The sequence below is a fragment of the Enterococcus sp. AZ103 genome (assembly GCF_051714685.1).
GTDB classification, from domain to species: Bacteria; Bacillota; Bacilli; order Lactobacillales; family Enterococcaceae; genus Enterococcus_A; species Enterococcus_A alishanensis.
Genome location: NZ_JBIOSI010000001.1, coordinates 1,535,174 through 1,551,386, shown reverse-complemented (window position 1 = coordinate 1,551,386; position 16,213 = coordinate 1,535,174). Strand labels below are relative to the sequence as shown.

At 36.1% G+C, this 16,213-nt stretch carries 17 protein-coding genes and 1 other annotated feature; of the genes, 7 read left to right on the top strand and 10 right to left on the bottom strand.

All coding sequences use genetic code 11. The features are described 5' to 3' along the window. Nucleotides 1-12: 12 nt before the first annotated feature. Nucleotides 13-990, bottom strand: a complete 978-nt coding sequence (locus ID741_RS07835; RefSeq protein ID WP_218326861.1) for an NAD-dependent epimerase/dehydratase family protein — start codon at nucleotides 988-990, stop codon at nucleotides 13-15. 112 nt (nucleotides 991-1,102) lie between these two features. Between ID741_RS07835 and ID741_RS07830 the strand changes: the two genes are divergently transcribed. Together ID741_RS07830 and ID741_RS07825 are read left to right on the top strand one after the other, a co-directional pair. After that, complete coding sequence (locus tag ID741_RS07830; protein WP_438719634.1) at nucleotides 1,103-2,254, top strand: AraC family transcriptional regulator; 1,152 nt, start codon at nucleotides 1,103-1,105, stop codon at nucleotides 2,252-2,254. Continuing rightward, nucleotides 2,247-2,960, top strand: a complete 714-nt coding sequence (locus ID741_RS07825) for an AraC family ligand binding domain-containing protein (protein ID WP_438719633.1) — start codon at nucleotides 2,247-2,249, stop codon at nucleotides 2,958-2,960. Before ID741_RS07830 ends, ID741_RS07825 begins: the two co-directional genes overlap by 8 nt. Before the next feature lie 159 nt (nucleotides 2,961-3,119). On the opposite strand, the gene ID741_RS07820 is transcribed toward ID741_RS07825, so the two are convergent. From ID741_RS07820 to ID741_RS07810, 3 genes are all read right to left on the bottom strand, one after another. Beyond that, nucleotides 3,120-3,803 carry a class I SAM-dependent methyltransferase gene (locus ID741_RS07820; protein WP_438719632.1) on the bottom strand — a complete coding sequence of 228 codons (684 nt, stop codon included), beginning with the start codon at nucleotides 3,801-3,803 and terminating at the stop codon, nucleotides 3,120-3,122. Nucleotides 3,804-3,965: 162 nt separating this feature from the next. Then, the gene (locus ID741_RS07815; RefSeq protein ID WP_438719631.1) at nucleotides 3,966-4,925 is read right to left on the bottom strand and encodes an alpha/beta hydrolase; all 960 of its coding nucleotides are present in this window, start codon (nucleotides 4,923-4,925) and stop codon (nucleotides 3,966-3,968) included. 93 nt (nucleotides 4,926-5,018) lie between these two features. Continuing rightward, nucleotides 5,019-5,174 carry a hypothetical protein gene (locus ID741_RS07810; RefSeq protein WP_438719630.1) on the bottom strand — a complete coding sequence of 52 codons (156 nt, stop codon included), beginning with the start codon at nucleotides 5,172-5,174 and terminating at the stop codon, nucleotides 5,019-5,021. A 255-nt stretch (nucleotides 5,175-5,429) separates the two neighbouring features. On the opposite strand from ID741_RS07810, the gene ID741_RS07805 reads away from it, so the two are divergent. Then, complete coding sequence (locus ID741_RS07805) at nucleotides 5,430-6,056, top strand: isochorismatase family protein (RefSeq protein WP_438719629.1); 627 nt, start codon at nucleotides 5,430-5,432, stop codon at nucleotides 6,054-6,056. Nucleotides 6,057-6,263: 207 nt separating this feature from the next. Then, nucleotides 6,264-6,746 (top strand): Dps family protein, encoded by a 483-nt coding sequence (locus ID741_RS07800; RefSeq protein WP_218326867.1) that lies wholly within the window; start codon nucleotides 6,264-6,266, stop codon nucleotides 6,744-6,746. A 37-nt stretch (nucleotides 6,747-6,783) separates the two neighbouring features. On the opposite strand, the gene ID741_RS07795 is transcribed toward ID741_RS07800, so the two are convergent. From ID741_RS07795 to gnd, 6 genes are all read right to left on the bottom strand, one after another. After that, a complete protein-coding gene (locus tag ID741_RS07795) occupies nucleotides 6,784-7,674 on the bottom strand; it encodes a homoserine O-succinyltransferase (RefSeq protein ID WP_438719628.1) in 891 nt (296 codons plus the stop codon). A 4-nt stretch (nucleotides 7,675-7,678) separates the two neighbouring features. Beyond that, complete coding sequence (locus ID741_RS07790) at nucleotides 7,679-8,950, bottom strand: O-acetylhomoserine aminocarboxypropyltransferase/cysteine synthase family protein (RefSeq protein ID WP_438719627.1); 1,272 nt, start codon at nucleotides 8,948-8,950, stop codon at nucleotides 7,679-7,681. A 25-nt stretch (nucleotides 8,951-8,975) separates the two neighbouring features. After that, nucleotides 8,976-10,082 (bottom strand): 5-methyltetrahydropteroyltriglutamate--homocysteine S-methyltransferase, encoded by a 1,107-nt coding sequence (locus ID741_RS07785; protein WP_438719626.1) that lies wholly within the window; start codon nucleotides 10,080-10,082, stop codon nucleotides 8,976-8,978. A gap of 67 nt (nucleotides 10,083-10,149) precedes the next feature. Next, nucleotides 10,150-10,403, bottom strand: a binding site (T-box leader). A 63-nt stretch (nucleotides 10,404-10,466) separates the two neighbouring features. Beyond that, entirely contained in the window at nucleotides 10,467-11,819 is a 1,353-nt protein-coding gene (locus ID741_RS07780) for a gluconate:H+ symporter (protein ID WP_438719625.1), read from the bottom strand. Nucleotides 11,820-11,831: 12 nt separating this feature from the next. Next, nucleotides 11,832-13,361 (bottom strand): gluconokinase, encoded by a 1,530-nt coding sequence (gntK, locus tag ID741_RS07775; protein ID WP_438719624.1) that lies wholly within the window; start codon nucleotides 13,359-13,361, stop codon nucleotides 11,832-11,834. 12 nt (nucleotides 13,362-13,373) lie between these two features. Then, nucleotides 13,374-14,264 carry a phosphogluconate dehydrogenase (NAD(+)-dependent, decarboxylating) gene (gene gnd / locus ID741_RS07770; protein WP_438719623.1) on the bottom strand — a complete coding sequence of 297 codons (891 nt, stop codon included), beginning with the start codon at nucleotides 14,262-14,264 and terminating at the stop codon, nucleotides 13,374-13,376. Nucleotides 14,265-14,403: 139 nt separating this feature from the next. On the opposite strand from gnd, the gene ID741_RS07765 reads away from it, so the two are divergent. From ID741_RS07765 to ID741_RS07755, 3 genes are all read left to right on the top strand, one after another. After that, complete coding sequence (locus ID741_RS07765) at nucleotides 14,404-15,249, top strand: MurR/RpiR family transcriptional regulator (protein WP_438719622.1); 846 nt, start codon at nucleotides 14,404-14,406, stop codon at nucleotides 15,247-15,249. A 199-nt stretch (nucleotides 15,250-15,448) separates the two neighbouring features. Continuing rightward, nucleotides 15,449-15,961 (top strand): helix-turn-helix domain-containing protein, encoded by a 513-nt coding sequence (locus ID741_RS07760; protein WP_438719621.1) that lies wholly within the window; start codon nucleotides 15,449-15,451, stop codon nucleotides 15,959-15,961. Next, nucleotides 15,948-16,211, top strand: a complete 264-nt coding sequence (locus tag ID741_RS07755) for a hypothetical protein (RefSeq protein ID WP_438719620.1) — start codon at nucleotides 15,948-15,950, stop codon at nucleotides 16,209-16,211. The genes ID741_RS07760 and ID741_RS07755 overlap by 14 nt, the downstream gene beginning before the upstream one ends. Nucleotides 16,212-16,213 lie beyond the last annotated feature (2 nt).

The following is a 16,213-nucleotide window of genomic DNA, read 5'->3' as shown; positions in this document are numbered from 1 at the left end:
AAAATAAATAATCTATTCAGCAGCCACACATTTTGCTAAAGTTTCTTTGATTGATGCTAGAACATCATGCTCTTTGATACCTAATAGTGGCATTGTATCGTTCGGATTTAAATATAAATCTTCCATTTGTAATTTTAAGCTGACTGCCATGTGAATACCATGTTCTACTCCTTCAGCATCTGCCTGACGATCAATTTCTTCATAAGCAGGTCCTAATTCTTGATAAGAAAGGACAGGAACTTGAGTAGTTTCTGTTTGACCTAATGCTTCAACAATCATTTGATAGAAGGTTTGATATTTCATATTTAAAGCTGAGATCGCATAAGTCCCACGATGCTTGCCATTTTCTAATGCACCAACTGCTGCTTCTGCAACTTGTTCAACAGTTACCATTGCTGTCCCGCCAAGAGCTGCTGGAAAAACTGGTTGATTTTTCGCTTGGTCAACAAACATTTTCCAAAGAGGCATCCGTCCTGGCATTGTGCCGAAAATATATGGCAGACGTAATGAGCTAACAGTCATTTCACCTTCGCCTTCAGCAAAAGCAACCTGTTCTTGTAACAAACGTGTATTAGGATAAGCCTGATCCCGCAGATGAAATTCCGGCAAACGTTCAGCAAATTCAGCAAAATAAGAGTTAAAGACCACAAACTTTTTAACACCAGCAAGTTTTGCTAGTCGAGCCAATCGCTGTGTTGGTAGCACATTGGCTTCATAGAAAAATTTCATCGCTGGTTTTTCTGGTGTTACCCGTTCATCAGCACCTGCAGCATAAATGAATCCTTCGCAGTCAGACAATAATTGAATAATGTCTTGGTCATTTAGTTCGTTGATATTTCCTAAAGTATATTCAACCTCTTTAGGCAATAGATCATCCGTTGGTAGTGGTGGCAACGCGATGGTTTTCACTTGATAACCGCGTCGCAGTAATTCCTTCGTTGTGTAATAACCTAAAAAGCCGGTACCGCCTAAAATAAAAACTTTTGACATTATAAACCACTCCTTTTGTATATTTTTTCACATATCTTTATTTATAGTATAATAAAATCGATTAACAAAAACTGTTCAAAAAAAAGCTATCCACTAACTTAGGAGTTTTTTTATGGTTAATTATTTTTCACAGCATTTTGATCCCAGCCAATTATCCATTACTTTAGAAACTTGGCGAGAAGATCAAAACAATTATTTTACCGATGAAGTTGAACTTTTATTGGTGATTGAAGGTTCCTTTACTATTTCTATTAATGAAGAGCCTTTTCAAATACATGCAGGCTGTCTTTTACAATTAATGCCTTACCACGTCCGTAACATTCAATTACTCAGTTCAACAGTTACTGTCTATCGAATTTATTTTTCCTTAGGTCTATTTTTATTAACTGCTACAAATAAAGAAAATTACTTAGCTGTTTTAAAAAAATTGCAGCACAACGTTCCCTATATTCAATTGTCCAGTACGCAGCAACAGCATATAAAACTCTTACTAGAAAGCCATATCGCTGACGCCCAATCTGAAGATTCCACTTTACGCTTATTAAATCTCTCTCTGGTTTCCTATATTAGTCACTTATTCACCAGTCAGCCCACTGAGAAAATGCCTGACTTTCAACTTACTTGGCAGTTGATTCAATATCTTCAATTTTTCCATCAAGAATCATTAACACCTGAAAAAGTTGCTCAAGAGTTTTCGATTTCTCCAGAGAAAGTAAAAGCCAGCATTAAGAAATTGACTAGCTTTACTTTTGGACAAATTTTAAACCAAGTTCGAATCAGAAACGCCAGTGGATTACTGCAATTTTCTGATTTATCGATTAATCAAATTGCTAAAATTTGTGGTTATCAAAATGAAGCCAATTTTTATAAACAATTCAAACTGGTTCAGCAAATGACACCTCAGGCTTATCGCAGTCAGCTCAATCACAAAAATCAATCAATTGATTCTTTAGATGCTTGGGAAATTGTCAGTTATATGTTAGAAAACTGTCAGCATCCTTTATTGTTGAAGGACTTAGTTGCTGCAACCAATTATTCAAAGGAAAAAATCAATCAAACATTACAAAAATATTTTGGCTTATCTTTTAAGGCTTTATTGACAATTTTTCGTTTACAAATGGCCCATACTTTATTGATTTCTTTAGACTTATCAGCGGAAAAAATTGGTGAACTCGTGGGTTTTGTCGATTATCATACCTTTGCTCGAAATTATCAAAGCTATTATCATGAGTCACCAGCACAAAGGAGGCATCTTAATGACTGAGCATTTTCCATATACAAGTCTTGATTATTTAAGAAAGGATTTCTCTAGTGACAGACTAGTTTTACGAAAATATTCTATGAATCAATCTAGTGACTACCTGATCCAAAAGGATTTCATTTTTTATTTTATGATTGATGGTTCAGCCAAATTTCAGTTTGGTCAACACTATGTTGAGTTGGAGAAAGGAAACTTAATCGCGGTTTTACCTAATCAAGCTCATCGCTTTATCGTAAATCAGCAAGAAAATTTACTATACTACCAAATGCGTTTTCCTTTACGGTTATTATTGGTTGCTTCAACAGAAGGACATACTTTCTTTGATGACTTAAAGCATTTGGACCAACCGTTACCGATTACTCAAATTCCCGCACAAAATCAGGTCTTGTTAATGTTTTATTGTCAAGAATTACAACATGCTAATCCTACAAATAATCAAAATCTGGTTATTGCTTTGCTAACTTACTGTGTTTATCTTTATGACAGGAACCAAAAAAATGCGCAAACTATTCAAAAAAATAAGACCTTAGCTGGTTTAGTTCTTAATTACTTACAACAAAACTATTCCAAAAAACTATCAGTAGTTCAGGTTAGTCAAGCTTTAGGAATAAGCTCTGTTGAGGTCCAGCGGATAATCAAAGAAAATACTGGTCTGAGTTTTTCCCGCTTTTCAAACAATTTACGAAGCAATAATGGATACAATGCTTAATTTTAAGTTGGCAGGTGGTTTTCATGCTGATATTCAAATTTTGTATAATCAACTATCTATTAAACATTGAGAAAAAAATTAAACCAGATATTCAATATATTTTTATAAGACAACAAATCAAAAAGCCTGTCACAAAACTAATTTGTAACAGGCTCGACTTTAAATTTGATTTTTACTTCTAACGATTAACATCATTGGGCGACGAAATTCGTCCTTCATCCCTGGTGAATCTAATAAATTTTCAGCCGGCGTCGGTTCTACAATGCGTTCAATCATAAAACCATTTTGCAATAAGCCATCCAGATAAGTTGTTAGGGTTTTATGATATTTCACCACTTGGCTATTTAAGAAATGGGCTTTACGTTCACCTTCATAAAAATAATTATCTACTGGAAAATGTAAAATTTCTCCATTTTCATTATAGTACCAATCTTGACTACCTGCAGCTGTAAAAATCGGATGCTCTACAGAAAAAACAAAAATACCATCAGGTTTCAGATAGCTATGCACTCTTCTCGCAATGGTGGAAAAATCAGGCAAATAATGAAAGGCTAATGAACTCATGACGATGTCAAAATTATTTTCTGGAAAATCAACTGTCGCAATATCCGCTTGTTGATAAGTGACTTGCTGGAAATGATTTTTTTCTCGTGCCACAGCAATCATTTTTTCTGATAAATCCACACCGTGAACTTTTTTAGCACCATGTTCTGCAGCATAAATACAGTGCCAACCATAGCCACAACCTAGATCCAAAACTGACTTATCTTGAAAATTGGGCAACAATTTTTCTAATGTCTGCCACTCACCTGCACCCGCTAACCCTTTTTTACTGCGATCCATCTGACTATACTTTTAAAAAAATTCTTCGTTATCGTAAATATTCTTCATTTTAAATTCCTCCATGTAATTTTTATTTACCTAAACTACACGGAGAACATCCCTTTTATGAGCGATCATTTAACCAGCTCCAATCTTTTTTATACGTTAAGCTTAACACATTCATCAGTCAAGATTCTTCATATCTGTATTTTCAGTTAAAAACTCTTTTACTGTCTCCCAGTATACAGAACCAGCCGTTACTCCTGCCTTTGCATGTTGTGCGCCTTCAACAGTCAATACTCTTTTGGCAGTGGGCGTTGCCAAATAATTTTCTTGCATCATTTCAAAAGGAACGAAACGATCTTCAGTCCCATGAATAAATAAAACTGGCAGGCGTGTTTTTGCTAATTGTTTCGTTGAACTAGCCTCTCTTAGCCACCAACCTTGATGAAAATAATTAATGATTGAAACTGTTGGAATCAGTGGAAAGGCTGGCAGATTGAATAACTGTTTTAATTGATAGGCCAATTCTTCAGCAACCGAAGAATAACCGCAGTCTTCAATTACGGCCACGACTTGCTTCGGTAATTTTTCACCAGCAGTCATCATAGCAGTTGCGCCCCCCATCGAGACGCCATACAAAATAATTTCAGCATCAGCATCTTGACTAAGAATAAAATCAATCCATTGCTTGATATCTTCTCTTTCCGGCCAACCAAAACCAATGTATTTTCCATCACTTTCCCCATGGGCCCGCGCATCTGGCAATAATAAATTAAATCCTAAAGTTTGGAAAAAGGGTGCCTTGTCAAACATTTCTTGATGTTGACTGTCAAACCCATGAATCAAAATAGCCCAACGATTTGATAAAGACTCTGTAAGATACTGGAAACCAACTAATTTCAGACCGTCATGACTATTGATATAAACCTTTTTTTCGATAGTTTCATTTAACCATTTTTCTTTAGTATTTTGTAAGAACTTTTCTGCTTCTTCATCAGCTGTAGGAATCACATTGTGTTCGGCTGACATGGCTTGGCTACGATTAGTTGTATTTACAAAAGCAATTTTAAATAGCTTATAGGCAACTAAAAAATCCACGATGATGAATAACAGAATCATTCCAACGATAATTTTTAACATGTTATGGTACTCCTTTTTTAAGCGCTTTCTATTTTGTTGATTATAACCTAAAAAATATCCCTCAATTGAATATACTGAGGGATACAAACGTTTTTAAAATAGATGCAACCAGCCGACACGAATACTTGATAATGCCGATACCATGACACCTTTGCCAGCTTTCCGTTCTTTATAAAAAGTTTTTTCGCCATCTTTAAACAAAAAACCAATAAAGCCTAGCAGTAGCAAAATAATTAATGCTTCTTTCATGATTGATACCCCTTGTCTTGTTAAAACATTGCAAAACCATTTTGACATATTTTTTAGTCGAGAACAACCCACGGAACGAATTTTTAATTTTCACTTTATTATTATATTAAATAGAAAATATTTAATTAGCATACAATTTACTCGTCAATTTAAAGATAAAAAGAGTTTTGTTAAAAATATAAGTTGGTAAAACTAATTGTTTCTCTATTTATTTTTTTAGGCGTACAATTCATTTCAAGAAAAGGAGTGTTTATTATGACAAGTTATGCAAAAAGAATTGAAGATCACTTAATGTCCCCAGATGATATGGTTTTAGCCGTTATCGACTATCAACCAACGCAAGTAAATTCAATCAACTCCATGAACAATTCTCAATTGGTTAAAAATGCCGAAGTCGTGATTGAATTAGCGAATACCTATAATATTCCTATTGTTTTATCAACAGTTAACGTAAAAACTGGTCGCAATCAAGATACTGTTCCTGTTTTGAAAAAAATGATTGGTGAAGATGTACCATCTTATGATCGAACTTCCATTAACGCTTGGGAAGACAAAGAATTTAATGAAGCAATTAAAGCAACTGGCCGCAAAAAAATAATTATTTTAGCTTTATGGACAGAAGCTTGTTTAACTTTCCCAACGTTAGATGCTTTAAGAGAAGGTTATGAAGTTTTCCCAGTTGTTGACGCTGTTGGTGGTACTTCTCCTTTAGCCCATGAAACTGCTCTACGTCGTGTCGAACAAGCTGGTGCGCAATTAACTTCAATCGCACAATTGGCCTGTGAATTACAACGGGATTGGAATCGTTCAGAAACTGTTCCTGGTTTTGTAAAAGCTTTGGTTGATTCAGGAGCTTTCCCTCAAACTGAAAGTGCTAATTAATGAGTTGATTCTTTTTAAAGAGAAAGTCTAAATATACTTTTTAGACTTTTTTTCTAAAAAGGGACAGCCGCAAGAAGAAAAATAAATATCAACTCCTATTTTCATTTTCAATTAATGATTATCTTTCTCATTTAAGGCGTTTAATTTCAACTATTCTGCTGAATATGGTTTAATATTAATTGTAATAGTTATAAGGAGGAATTCAATATGAAATATGAAAAAACAAAAGAAGTATTAAATCAATTAGTTGCTGACTTGAGTCAATTTTCTGTCGTGATTCACCAAACCCATTGGTATATGCGTGGACCTGAGTTTTTGACTTTGCACCCATTAATGGATGACTATATGGATGAAATTAACGACCAACTTGATGTCATTTCTGAACGTTTAATTACCTTAGATGGTGCTCCTTACTCAACCTTGAAAGAATTCGCTGAAAACACTGGTATTCCTGATGAAAAAGGTACTTTCAGTCGCACAATTCCTGAAAGAATGGAAATTTTAGTTAAAGGCTATCGTTATTTAGCTGACCTTTATCAAAAAGGTATCGAAATTTCTGGTGATGAAGGCGACGATTCAACCCAAGATATCTTCATCGCTAACAAAACCGATATTGAAAAGAAAGTTTGGATGATTCAAGCTAAACTTGGTAAAGCACCAGAATTAGATCCTGAATATGTAACCCATTAAAACAGCAAAAAACTGGAGATTTTTATCTCCAGTTTTTTTATACCCATTCATAAGGGGTACGTTGATAAACTTCGTTGACCCAATTATGATAAAACAAACACGCTTCCGAACGCCAAGAGTTTTTTATTTCATTTCCTGTTTGATAATAATTCACTGGCGCTCTAGTAGCCAAACCTTTTGCTTTATCCCGCAAATATTCTTGTTCTAAAGTGTCGGTATCATATTCCAAATGACCTAACACAAAAACATTGTTACGGTCTTCTGAAACCAGAATCAACGGTCCTAATTCTGGGTGATTGGCCACAATTTTTAATGGTTGTTCTGCAATTTGTGTAGCATTTACACCGGTATACCGGGATTGCGGACTAAAAAAACAGTCACTAAACCCACGAATCAAACGGTCATCTTCTTGAATTTGATTTTCAAAAATTCCGAAAACTTTTTCCTGATAATTAGTTTTCTCCACTTGGTAATGGTGATACAATCCCGCCTGCGCACCCCAGCAAATATGCAAATTACTAGTAACATGACTCTGGCTCCACGCCATGATTTCTTCTAACTCCTGCCAATAATCCACCGCTTCAAAAGGCAGTTTTTCCACTGGTGCACCAGTAATAATCAAGCCGTCATAATAATTTTCTTTCATTTCTGGAAAAGTTAGATAAAAAGTTTCCAGATAACTGGCACTAATATTTTTTGCTTGGTGGGAAGCCATCTGAACAAAGTCTACTTCAATTTGCAATGGACTTTGAGAAATTAAACGAAGTAATTGTAATTCAGTTTCGATTTTTTTTGGCATCAGATTCACAATCGCGAATTTCAAAGGGCGGATGTCCTGTTTGCTTGCCCGCTCCTTGTCCATCGTAAAAATACCTTCGGCGGCCAACATTTTTTTGACTGGCAAACCAGCTAAAATTTTCACTGGCATCGCCTTAAATCCCTTGCAATGCTTGGTCTAAATCAGCAATCAAATCAGCAATATTTTCTAAACCAATCGACAGCCGAATCGTTTCTGGTTTAATGCCAGCTTCGACTAATTGTTCTTCATTTAATTGTGAATGAGTGGTTGAAGCTGGATGAATGATCAAGGATTTTGCATCGCCAACATTGGCTAATAAAGAGAACAACTTGGTTTGATTAATCAATTTTTTCCCAGCATCGCTACCACCCGATACGCCAAAAGTAAAGATAGCGCTAGCACCTTTAGGAAAGTATTTTTGTCCTAAGTCATAATATTTACTGCTTTTCAGCCCTGGATAATTGACCCAATCCACTTTCGGATGATTTTCTAGATACTCCGCAACCTTCTGCGCATTTTCCACATGACGTTCTAAACGTAATGATAAGGTCTCAAGTCCTAATAAAATCACCCAAGAATTAAATGGAGAAGCAGCCGCTCCAGTATCTCGCAGTAAAATTGTTCTTGCTCGTGTAATAAACGCCGCTTTACCAGCTGCTTCCACCCAAGAAATCCCGTGATAGCTTTGATCAGGCTCAACTAAACGAGGAAATTTACCATTGGTCCAATCAAAATTCCCGGAATCAATAATAGCACCACCAAGAGCCGCCCCATGACCACCAATATATTTTGTAGTCGAATACACGACAATATCGGCACCAAATTCAAACGGTTTAAATAAATAGGCTGTCGCAAAAGTATTATCAACAATCACAGGAATTCCTGCGGTATGGGCAATTTCAGCAATTTTATCTAGTTCAACAATCGTAATATCTGGATTTCCTAATGATTCCACAAAGATAGCTTTAGTATTCTCTTTAATCGCTTCTGCAAAATTTTGTGGATCATCTGAATCAACAAAGGTCGTTTCAATCCCAAATTCCGGCAACGTATGTGCAAATAAATTATATGTGCCACCATAAATACTCGCTGCTGAAACAATATGATCGCCAGCTACAGCGAGATTTTGTATCGCATAAGTAATCGCCGCCGAACCAGAGGCCGTAACTAACGCTCCTACGCCACCTTCCAATAATGCTAATCGTTGTTCCAATACATCATTGGTTGGATTTGTAATTCGGGTATAAATATTACCGGCATCGGTTAAAGCAAAACGAGCTGCTGCTTGATCAGCATCTTCAAAAACATAGGATGTTGTTTGATAAATGGGTACTGCCCGACTTCCTGTGTCCGCATCAACCGTTTGTCCGCCATGTAACTGAATCGTTTCAAATTTATCTGTCATTGTCCATTCCTCCTTTTTTAAATCTTTAGCCCCAAATTTCCTCAGTAATTTCTTTAACCAGTTGCAATTTCTTCCATTGATCTTCTTCAGTTAAAATATTGCCTTCTTCTGTCGAAGCAAAACCACATTGAGGGCTTAAACTAATACGGTCTAATGAAACATATTGGCTAGCTTCTTTAATTCGATCAATAATCGTCTGTTTATCTTCTAATTGACCATTTTTACTAGTAATTAGTCCTAAAACAACTTTCTTATCTGCTGGTAAATTGCGTAACGGTGCAAAATCTCCTGAGCGATCATCATCATATTCTAAAAAGAAAGCATCAGCATTTTCTTGACCGAATAAAGTTTCACCAACTGCTTCGTAACCACCAGAAGCTGCCCAAGTCGAATGATAATTTCCACGACAGACATGAGTTGTAATGCTTAAATCTTCTGGTAAATCGACAATCGCGTCATTATTTAAGCGAACATACAATTTTTTCAAGGCCTCTAAATCAAAACCTTCTGCATATTTAGTTTTCGAATAATTTTCGTCAGCGATCATGCCCCAGGTGCAATCATCTAACTTAATTTGGCGAGCACCTAATTCATATAGATGAAGAATGGTTTCACGATAAGCTTTGGCAATATCTTGATATAAATCTTCTTCCTCGTCATAAAATTCAGCGATTTTATCGGCATTATCACCTCGAACCAATTCTGAATGAAGCTGTGCTGGTGCTGGAATACTGTGACGGATTTTTTCAGCCGGTACCAATTCCGTTAGAAAAGAAAATTCTTCAAAAACTGGATGTTCAGGGTTAAAAGCAATCTTCCCATCTAAGCGAGCAGAATCGGCCCGTGTTTCTTCTCCTTGAAATAAATAGCCTTGATCTCTCACATTATGCTCAACACCATTTAAACCCCAGAAAAAATCTAGGTGCCAATAACTTCGGCGAAACTCGCCATCACTGAAAACATTTAAATCTGCTGCTTTTTGTTTTTCAACTAATTTTTTTATTTCAGTATTTTCTACTTCAGTCAATTCATTTTGCGTAATCTCTTTTGCTTCAAATGCTGCTCGCGCTTCTTTTAATACTTCCGGTCTTAAAAAACTTCCCACGATTTCATAACGATTTACTTTACACATAATAATTTCCTCCATTTCGATAACTAAATTCGAGGTAAAAAAAAATCCTCAGAAGAGTATAAACTCTCCTAAGGATGTATGGACTACATGGTACCACCTTATTTTTATAAAAGCATCTGCTTTTACCTCTGCTCCAATACGACACAATCTGTGTGATAATGGGATTCTTGTAACGGGAATATCCGTGTACCTCTAAAAAATTTTTTCGAAGTACCCGCTCAAAAGCCATTTTCAAATCTGTTTTCTTTCATCTCTTTTCAGCTTCCGAGACTCTCTGTTAGAAATTCCACATGATTTTACTTTCTTTTTCTCTGCGTTTAGTTATCTATATTTAATTTTTTATAATCATAAACTTTAAAATATTGATTGTCAACTATAAATTTATTAAACAAATATATTTAAGATCAAGGCACCGACTAACCCAACTACGGCGATTAATGTTTCTACTACTGACCAAGTTAAGACCGTTTCTTTGATTGACAAGTCAAAATATTCTTTAAACATCCAAAAACCTGCATCATTCACATGGGAGAAAAAGACACTGCCGGCACCTGTCGCAATAACCATCAAAGCCGGATCCGTTCCGGTCGCTGCCATCAACGGTGCAGCCAAGCCTGCGGCTGTCAATGCAGCAACTGTCGCCGAGCCTAAGGCTAAGCGTAAAACAACAGCGATTAGCCAAGCTAAAATTAATGGCGACAAACTGCTGCCGGCAAATAAATTAGCTACATAATCACCAACACCACCTTCAATTAAAACTTGCTTGAAGGCACCACCGCCACCAATAATTAATAACATCATCGCAATTTGTTTAACCGCTTGTTCCATCGAACCCATCAATATCTTCATAGGAATCTTTCGTCTAATTCCCATCGTGTAAATTGCTACTAATAAAGAAATCAGCATTGCGACTCCCGGTGAACCAATAAAATTAATTATACTGTCTAACATACTTGGATGAGTGGGCGTTTTTCCGCCATGTAAAATCATATTATATAAAGTTGATACGGCCATTAAAATAACCGGAAATAAAGAGGTCACCGTACTTGCTAAAAAGCTAGGTGTTTCTTCTAGTTTGAATTCTTTAAAATCACCAACGGCTGATAAATTTCCTGATTGTTTAAACGCCGAAGGAACTATTTTTTGGGCAAATTTAGTATATAAAGGGCCCGCTATCAAAACTGTGGGCACTGCTAAAATTAATCCATAGAGTAAAACCATCCCAATATTGGCACCATAAATTCCCGCAATCGCTGTGGGTGCTGGATGTGGTGGTAAAAAACCATGGGTCACAGATAAAGCCGCCACCATTGATAGTCCTAAGTACATCATAGATAAGCCCAATTCAGCTGCAATAGCAAAAATAATTGGTAATAATAAAACTAAACCAACTTCAAAAAATAAAGCGATACCAATAATGAACGACGCCAAAACAACCGCAACTTGAATTTTCTTACGCCCAAATTTTTCGATTAAAGTATTTGCAATTCGAAAAGCGCCACCAGCGTCAGCCACTAAACGTCCTAACATGGCACCAAAACCAAAAACTAGTGCTAGATGACCCAGTTGTGAACCAATTCCTTCTTCAATCGCAGCTGGAATTTCCCCCAAAGGCATTCCTAATAAAATGGCGACGATAAAAGAGACAATCACAAGAGAAACAAATGTATTCAATTTTACTTTTGCAATTAAGAAAAGTAAAATGGCCACACCAATGACTACAATGAATAATTCCATAATTAACTCCTCCTAATGTGTTCGCTGATAATCCGCAATGGCTTTATACTCGCTACTTAACTGACGACTTAAGCGAATAAAGATTGGCAATAAGTCACGATAAGCTGTGTAATTTTTTTCATTTGGATGATGAGCATTAGTTACACCAATCATCTCTTTTACCACAGTTAGATCTTTCGCCATACCAAGTGAAACCATTCCTAAAACTGCAGCACCTAGACAAGAGCTTTCGAAACTTTCTGGAATTGTCACATCAGTCTCAAAAATATCAGCCAGCATCTGGCGCCATAAAGCTGATCTGGCAAAACCGCCTGTTGCTTGAATTGATTTTGGTGAACCAGAAACTTCTTCTAGTGCTAATAAAACAGTATATAAATTAAAAACAATGCCTTCTAAAGCTGCCCGCAGCATGTGTGCTCTTGTATGATTACGATTTAAACCAAAATAAGTTCCTCGTGCATTTGCATCCCATAAAGGTGCCCGTTCTCCACCTAAATAAGGTAAGAAAATCAACCCATCTGAGCCAGCTGGAATTGTACTGGCCATCTCAGTTAAAATATCATAGCTATCAATTTTCATTTGGGCAGCAGTTTCTTTTTCTGGTGCAAATAATTGATCCCGTACCCAGCGGAAAACAATCCCACCATTATTGACTGGACCACCCAAAACATATTTACCCTCACTTAACACGTAACAAAATAGTCGACCTTTTGGATCTGTTACAGGCTGATCAACCACTGTTCTGATAGCGCCACTAGTACCAATTGTTAACGCCAAGACCCCTTCATCGACCGCATTCACGCCTAAATTTGATAACACGCCATCGCTGGCACCAATCACAAATTTAATATCTTCTGGCAAACCCATTACTTCAGCATAAGATTTTCTAATGCCTTGGAATTGATAATCAGTGGCAACTACTTCTGGTAATAAATCCTCCGTAATTTCTACTGTCTCTAAAGCTAATTTGTCCCAAGTTAAATCAAAAATATTAAACAAACCAGTTGCAGAAGCGATACTTTGATCCATTTTTAATTCGCCAAAAAATTTATATAATACATATTCCTTAATACCAATGAAATAACGAGTCTGATTAAAAAGTTCTGGCTTTTCAGTTTTTAACCAAATTAACTTAGATAATGGTGCCATTGGATGAATCGGCGTACCAGTTTTTTCATAAATTTTTTGACCTAAGCCATTTGTTTTGAGTTCTTCACTATATTTTGCCGCTCTATTATCCGCCCAAGTTATTGAACGTGTGATAGGTTCCATCTCTTGGTTTAATAAAATCAAGCTATGCATCGCTGAAGAAAATGAGACACCACGAATATCCTTGGCTGCAACATCAGATTTACGCACGACTTGTGTTATCGCATCGACCACCGCTTCAAAAATTTCTTCGACATCTTGTTCAGCCATGTCCGGCTCATCTTGATACAATGGGTAACCAACATTGGCATACTCTAAAACATTGCCTTTTTGATCGTATAAGACTGCTTTGGTACTAGTTGTTCCAATATCCGCTCCAATAATATATTCCATCTGCTATTCTCCTTATTTATTGACTGTGTGTCCGCCAAAACCATTTCGCAATGATGCCACAACTTTTCCAGTAAAAGTATCTTCTTCCAATGAACGATAACGCATTTGTAAAGCTAACGTAGTCACAGGCATCGGTACTTGACGTTCTAAACTTTCTTCAACCGTCCATTTCCCTTCGCCAGAAGAATACATGGTTCCTTTCAATTGATCCAAATGAGGGTCAGCGGCAAAAGCTTCTTCAGCTAATTCCATTAACCAACTGCGAATAACTGACCCATTATTCCAAACTTTTGCGACGGCTTGATTATCATAATTAAAAGGACTGTGCTCCAATAAATCAAAGCCTTCACCAATTGCTTGCATCATGCCATATTCAATCCCATTATGAACCATTTTCAAATAATGACCGCTGCCCGCTTCACCAGTATAAAGATAGCCATTTTCCTCAGCAATTGCCTTAAAAATTGGTTCGATCATTGAAAAAGTTTCACGATCACCACCAATCATGAAATTCCCACCATTTCTTGCACCATTCATACCGCCTGAAGTACCTACATCAAAAAAGTGAATCCCTTTTTCTTTTAACTCTTGATAGTGTCGAATCGACTCTCCATAATGAGAATTACCGCCGTCAATGACAATATCACCAGCAGATAAAATGTTACCTAATGCTTTAACCGTTTCATCAGTGGGAGCACCAGCTGGCACCATCGACCAAACAATTCTGGGAGAATCTAAACGAGTAAATTCCTTTAGTGAACCGATTCCCTTACCACCTATTTTTTCAGCTTCATCTACCAATGCTGAATTTAAATCAAAAACCGTTACTGCAATTTCGTGCGCCAATAAATTATTTACTAAATTCAAACCCATTTTTCCTAAACCAATCATGCCAATTTCCATTATTAAAAAACCTCCGTTTTGTTTACGGTTTCATTTTATGATATTTTTTTACATTTTACAACCGATAAGTTGTAAATAATTTACAAAAACGGTTTCAATTGTGCTACAATAAATTTGAAATTATTAAGGAGAACAATTTATGGCAAAAGATATTCGACAAGTTATCAATAGTTTTTCTCAAGATTTAAGTCCCACTGAAAAAAAAATAGCTGATTATTTATTGGAGCAACGTGATTCAGCTGCCCAGTTAACCATTAAAGAATTAAGTCAAACAATTCAAGTTTCCACAGCGACACTCTCCCGTTTTGCTAAACGTTTAGGATATCAATCTTTTCAAGAACTAAAAATCGCTTTGAATATTCCATCAGAAACAAACGCTGATGAATTCTTTAGTGACTTAAACCAAAACGATGACTTATTAACCTTAGCTCAAAAGGTTTTTGCAGCAAATATTGCTTCTCTAAAGGATACAGCAAATTTCTTAGATGAAACTACTTTAGAAACGGCCATAAATTTATTAACCGAGGCCAATAAGACAGGTTTCTTCGGCATTGGCGGTTCACAGATAATTGCTCTAGATGCTTACCATAAATTTATGCGAACAAACTTGGAAGCGGAATGTCAAAGTGATTATCACTTACAATTAATGTTGGCGACCAAATTAACCAAGGAAGATTGTGCAGTGGTTATTTCCCATACTGGACGAAACCAAGAAATTTTGCGACTGTGTGAAATTTTGCAAGAAAATCAAGTGCCGATCATTTGTTTAACGAGTTATGCCGGATCACCTTTAGCTAAAGTTTCTGAAGTTGCTTTGATTGCTTTGGCTGAAGAAACAGCTTATCGTTCAGAAGCGATGTCAGCGATGCAATCTCAATTTACTTTAATCGATACTTTATTTATGCTCTATTCAGTATCTAATGGTGCTCAAAATAATTTGGCTCGTAAACGCATCCGACAAACCATTAAAAAAACACGCATCTAATTTTCTCCCATTAAAATTTTAGTGGGATTTTTTTGAGACTAGACGTTGGTTTCAAAAATTGCGATAATAAGACTAGATTTAAAAAGCCTATTAAATCAGCATGATACGATACGTGTCATAGGTTTTTTTACCTATGATACAAATCCCAGCTACCTTTTTTTTCGGTCAAACTTAATAATAAAACTAGGAGGTGATATCAGTGAATATCGGTGAAAAAATAAAACAGCAACGCTTGCAAAAAGAATGGACGCAAGAGCATTTAGCTGAACTTTTAAACGTCTCACGCTCAGCTGTTTCCAGTTGGGAAGTTGGTCGTAATTATCCCGACCTGGTGACAATTGTAGCCATCAGCGATTTATTTGGTATCTCTCTTGACCAATTATTAAGGGAGGACAAAGAAATGGCAAAGAATGTCTCGAAGAAAATCAAGATGAACAAGGTTTACAAAATTATTTTAGAGGTACTGACGTTTTTAATCTTAGTGTATATGGGTTTGAATTTGAAGTTGCGGGTAGATGAGAATCGATATAAAGAAAATTTGGATAAGTATAATTGGCAATTAGTAATCGATGATCTTCCAGGTAGAAGGCTATCGAATTATTCCAAAGAAGAGAATGAATTAATTTTCTTTACCTCCGTTTCTCCGATTAGTATTTTTGATTTTCCTATTTCCTATTTCCTATACAAATTTAGACATAGTGGTTCGCAATGATACAGAACATTTAGTAGCTCAGATTAATAATGATAAAGATATCGAATTAACCATCGCAAAAGACAACGACACTTCCGCTAAGTATTCCGGTAAAGTTATTGTTGATAAGGATTTAAATGTACTAGAAATTAATGGCAGCTATAGTCAAGCAAAGCAAAAATATTTAAAAGCTTACGTGAAAGAACATCAAACGGATTATAAAAACATTCTTACTCAAGGAATTACCAAACGTAACCAAATCATAGAATAAGC

Excerpts from the sequence above, each read along its gene's own strand:
- ID741_RS07785 (WP_438719626.1), bottom strand. The coding sequence starts at position 10,082 with ATGTGTAAAGTAAATCGTTATGAAATCGTGGGAAGTTTTTTAAGACCG.
- ID741_RS07780 (WP_438719625.1), bottom strand. The coding sequence starts at position 11,819 with ATGGAATTATTCATTGTAGTCATTGGTGTGGCCATTTTACTTTTCTTA.
- gntK (WP_438719624.1), bottom strand. The coding sequence starts at position 13,361 with ATGGAATATATTATTGGAGCGGATATTGGAACAACTAGTACCAAAGCA.
- gnd (WP_438719623.1), bottom strand. The coding sequence starts at position 14,264 with ATGGAAATTGGCATGATTGGTTTAGGAAAAATGGGTTTGAATTTAGTA.
- ID741_RS07795 (WP_438719628.1), bottom strand. The coding sequence starts at position 7,674 with ATGCCAGTGAAAATTTTAGCTGGTTTGCCAGTCAAAAAAATGTTGGCC.
- ID741_RS07835 (WP_218326861.1), bottom strand. The coding sequence starts at position 990 with ATGTCAAAAGTTTTTATTTTAGGCGGTACCGGCTTTTTAGGTTATTAC.
- ID741_RS07820 (WP_438719632.1), bottom strand. The coding sequence starts at position 3,803 with ATGGATCGCAGTAAAAAAGGGTTAGCGGGTGCAGGTGAGTGGCAGACA.
- ID741_RS07830 (WP_438719634.1), top strand. The coding sequence starts at position 1,103 with ATGGTTAATTATTTTTCACAGCATTTTGATCCCAGCCAATTATCCATT.
- ID741_RS07805 (WP_438719629.1), top strand. The coding sequence starts at position 5,430 with ATGACAAGTTATGCAAAAAGAATTGAAGATCACTTAATGTCCCCAGAT.
- ID741_RS07810 (WP_438719630.1), bottom strand. The coding sequence starts at position 5,174 with ATGAAAGAAGCATTAATTATTTTGCTACTGCTAGGCTTTATTGGTTTT.
- ID741_RS07815 (WP_438719631.1), bottom strand. The coding sequence starts at position 4,925 with ATGTTAAAAATTATCGTTGGAATGATTCTGTTATTCATCATCGTGGAT.
- ID741_RS07765 (WP_438719622.1), top strand. The coding sequence starts at position 14,404 with ATGGCAAAAGATATTCGACAAGTTATCAATAGTTTTTCTCAAGATTTA.
- ID741_RS07825 (WP_438719633.1), top strand. The coding sequence starts at position 2,247 with ATGACTGAGCATTTTCCATATACAAGTCTTGATTATTTAAGAAAGGAT.
- ID741_RS07790 (WP_438719627.1), bottom strand. The coding sequence starts at position 8,950 with ATGACAGATAAATTTGAAACGATTCAGTTACATGGCGGACAAACGGTT.
- ID741_RS07800 (WP_218326867.1), top strand. The coding sequence starts at position 6,264 with ATGAAATATGAAAAAACAAAAGAAGTATTAAATCAATTAGTTGCTGAC.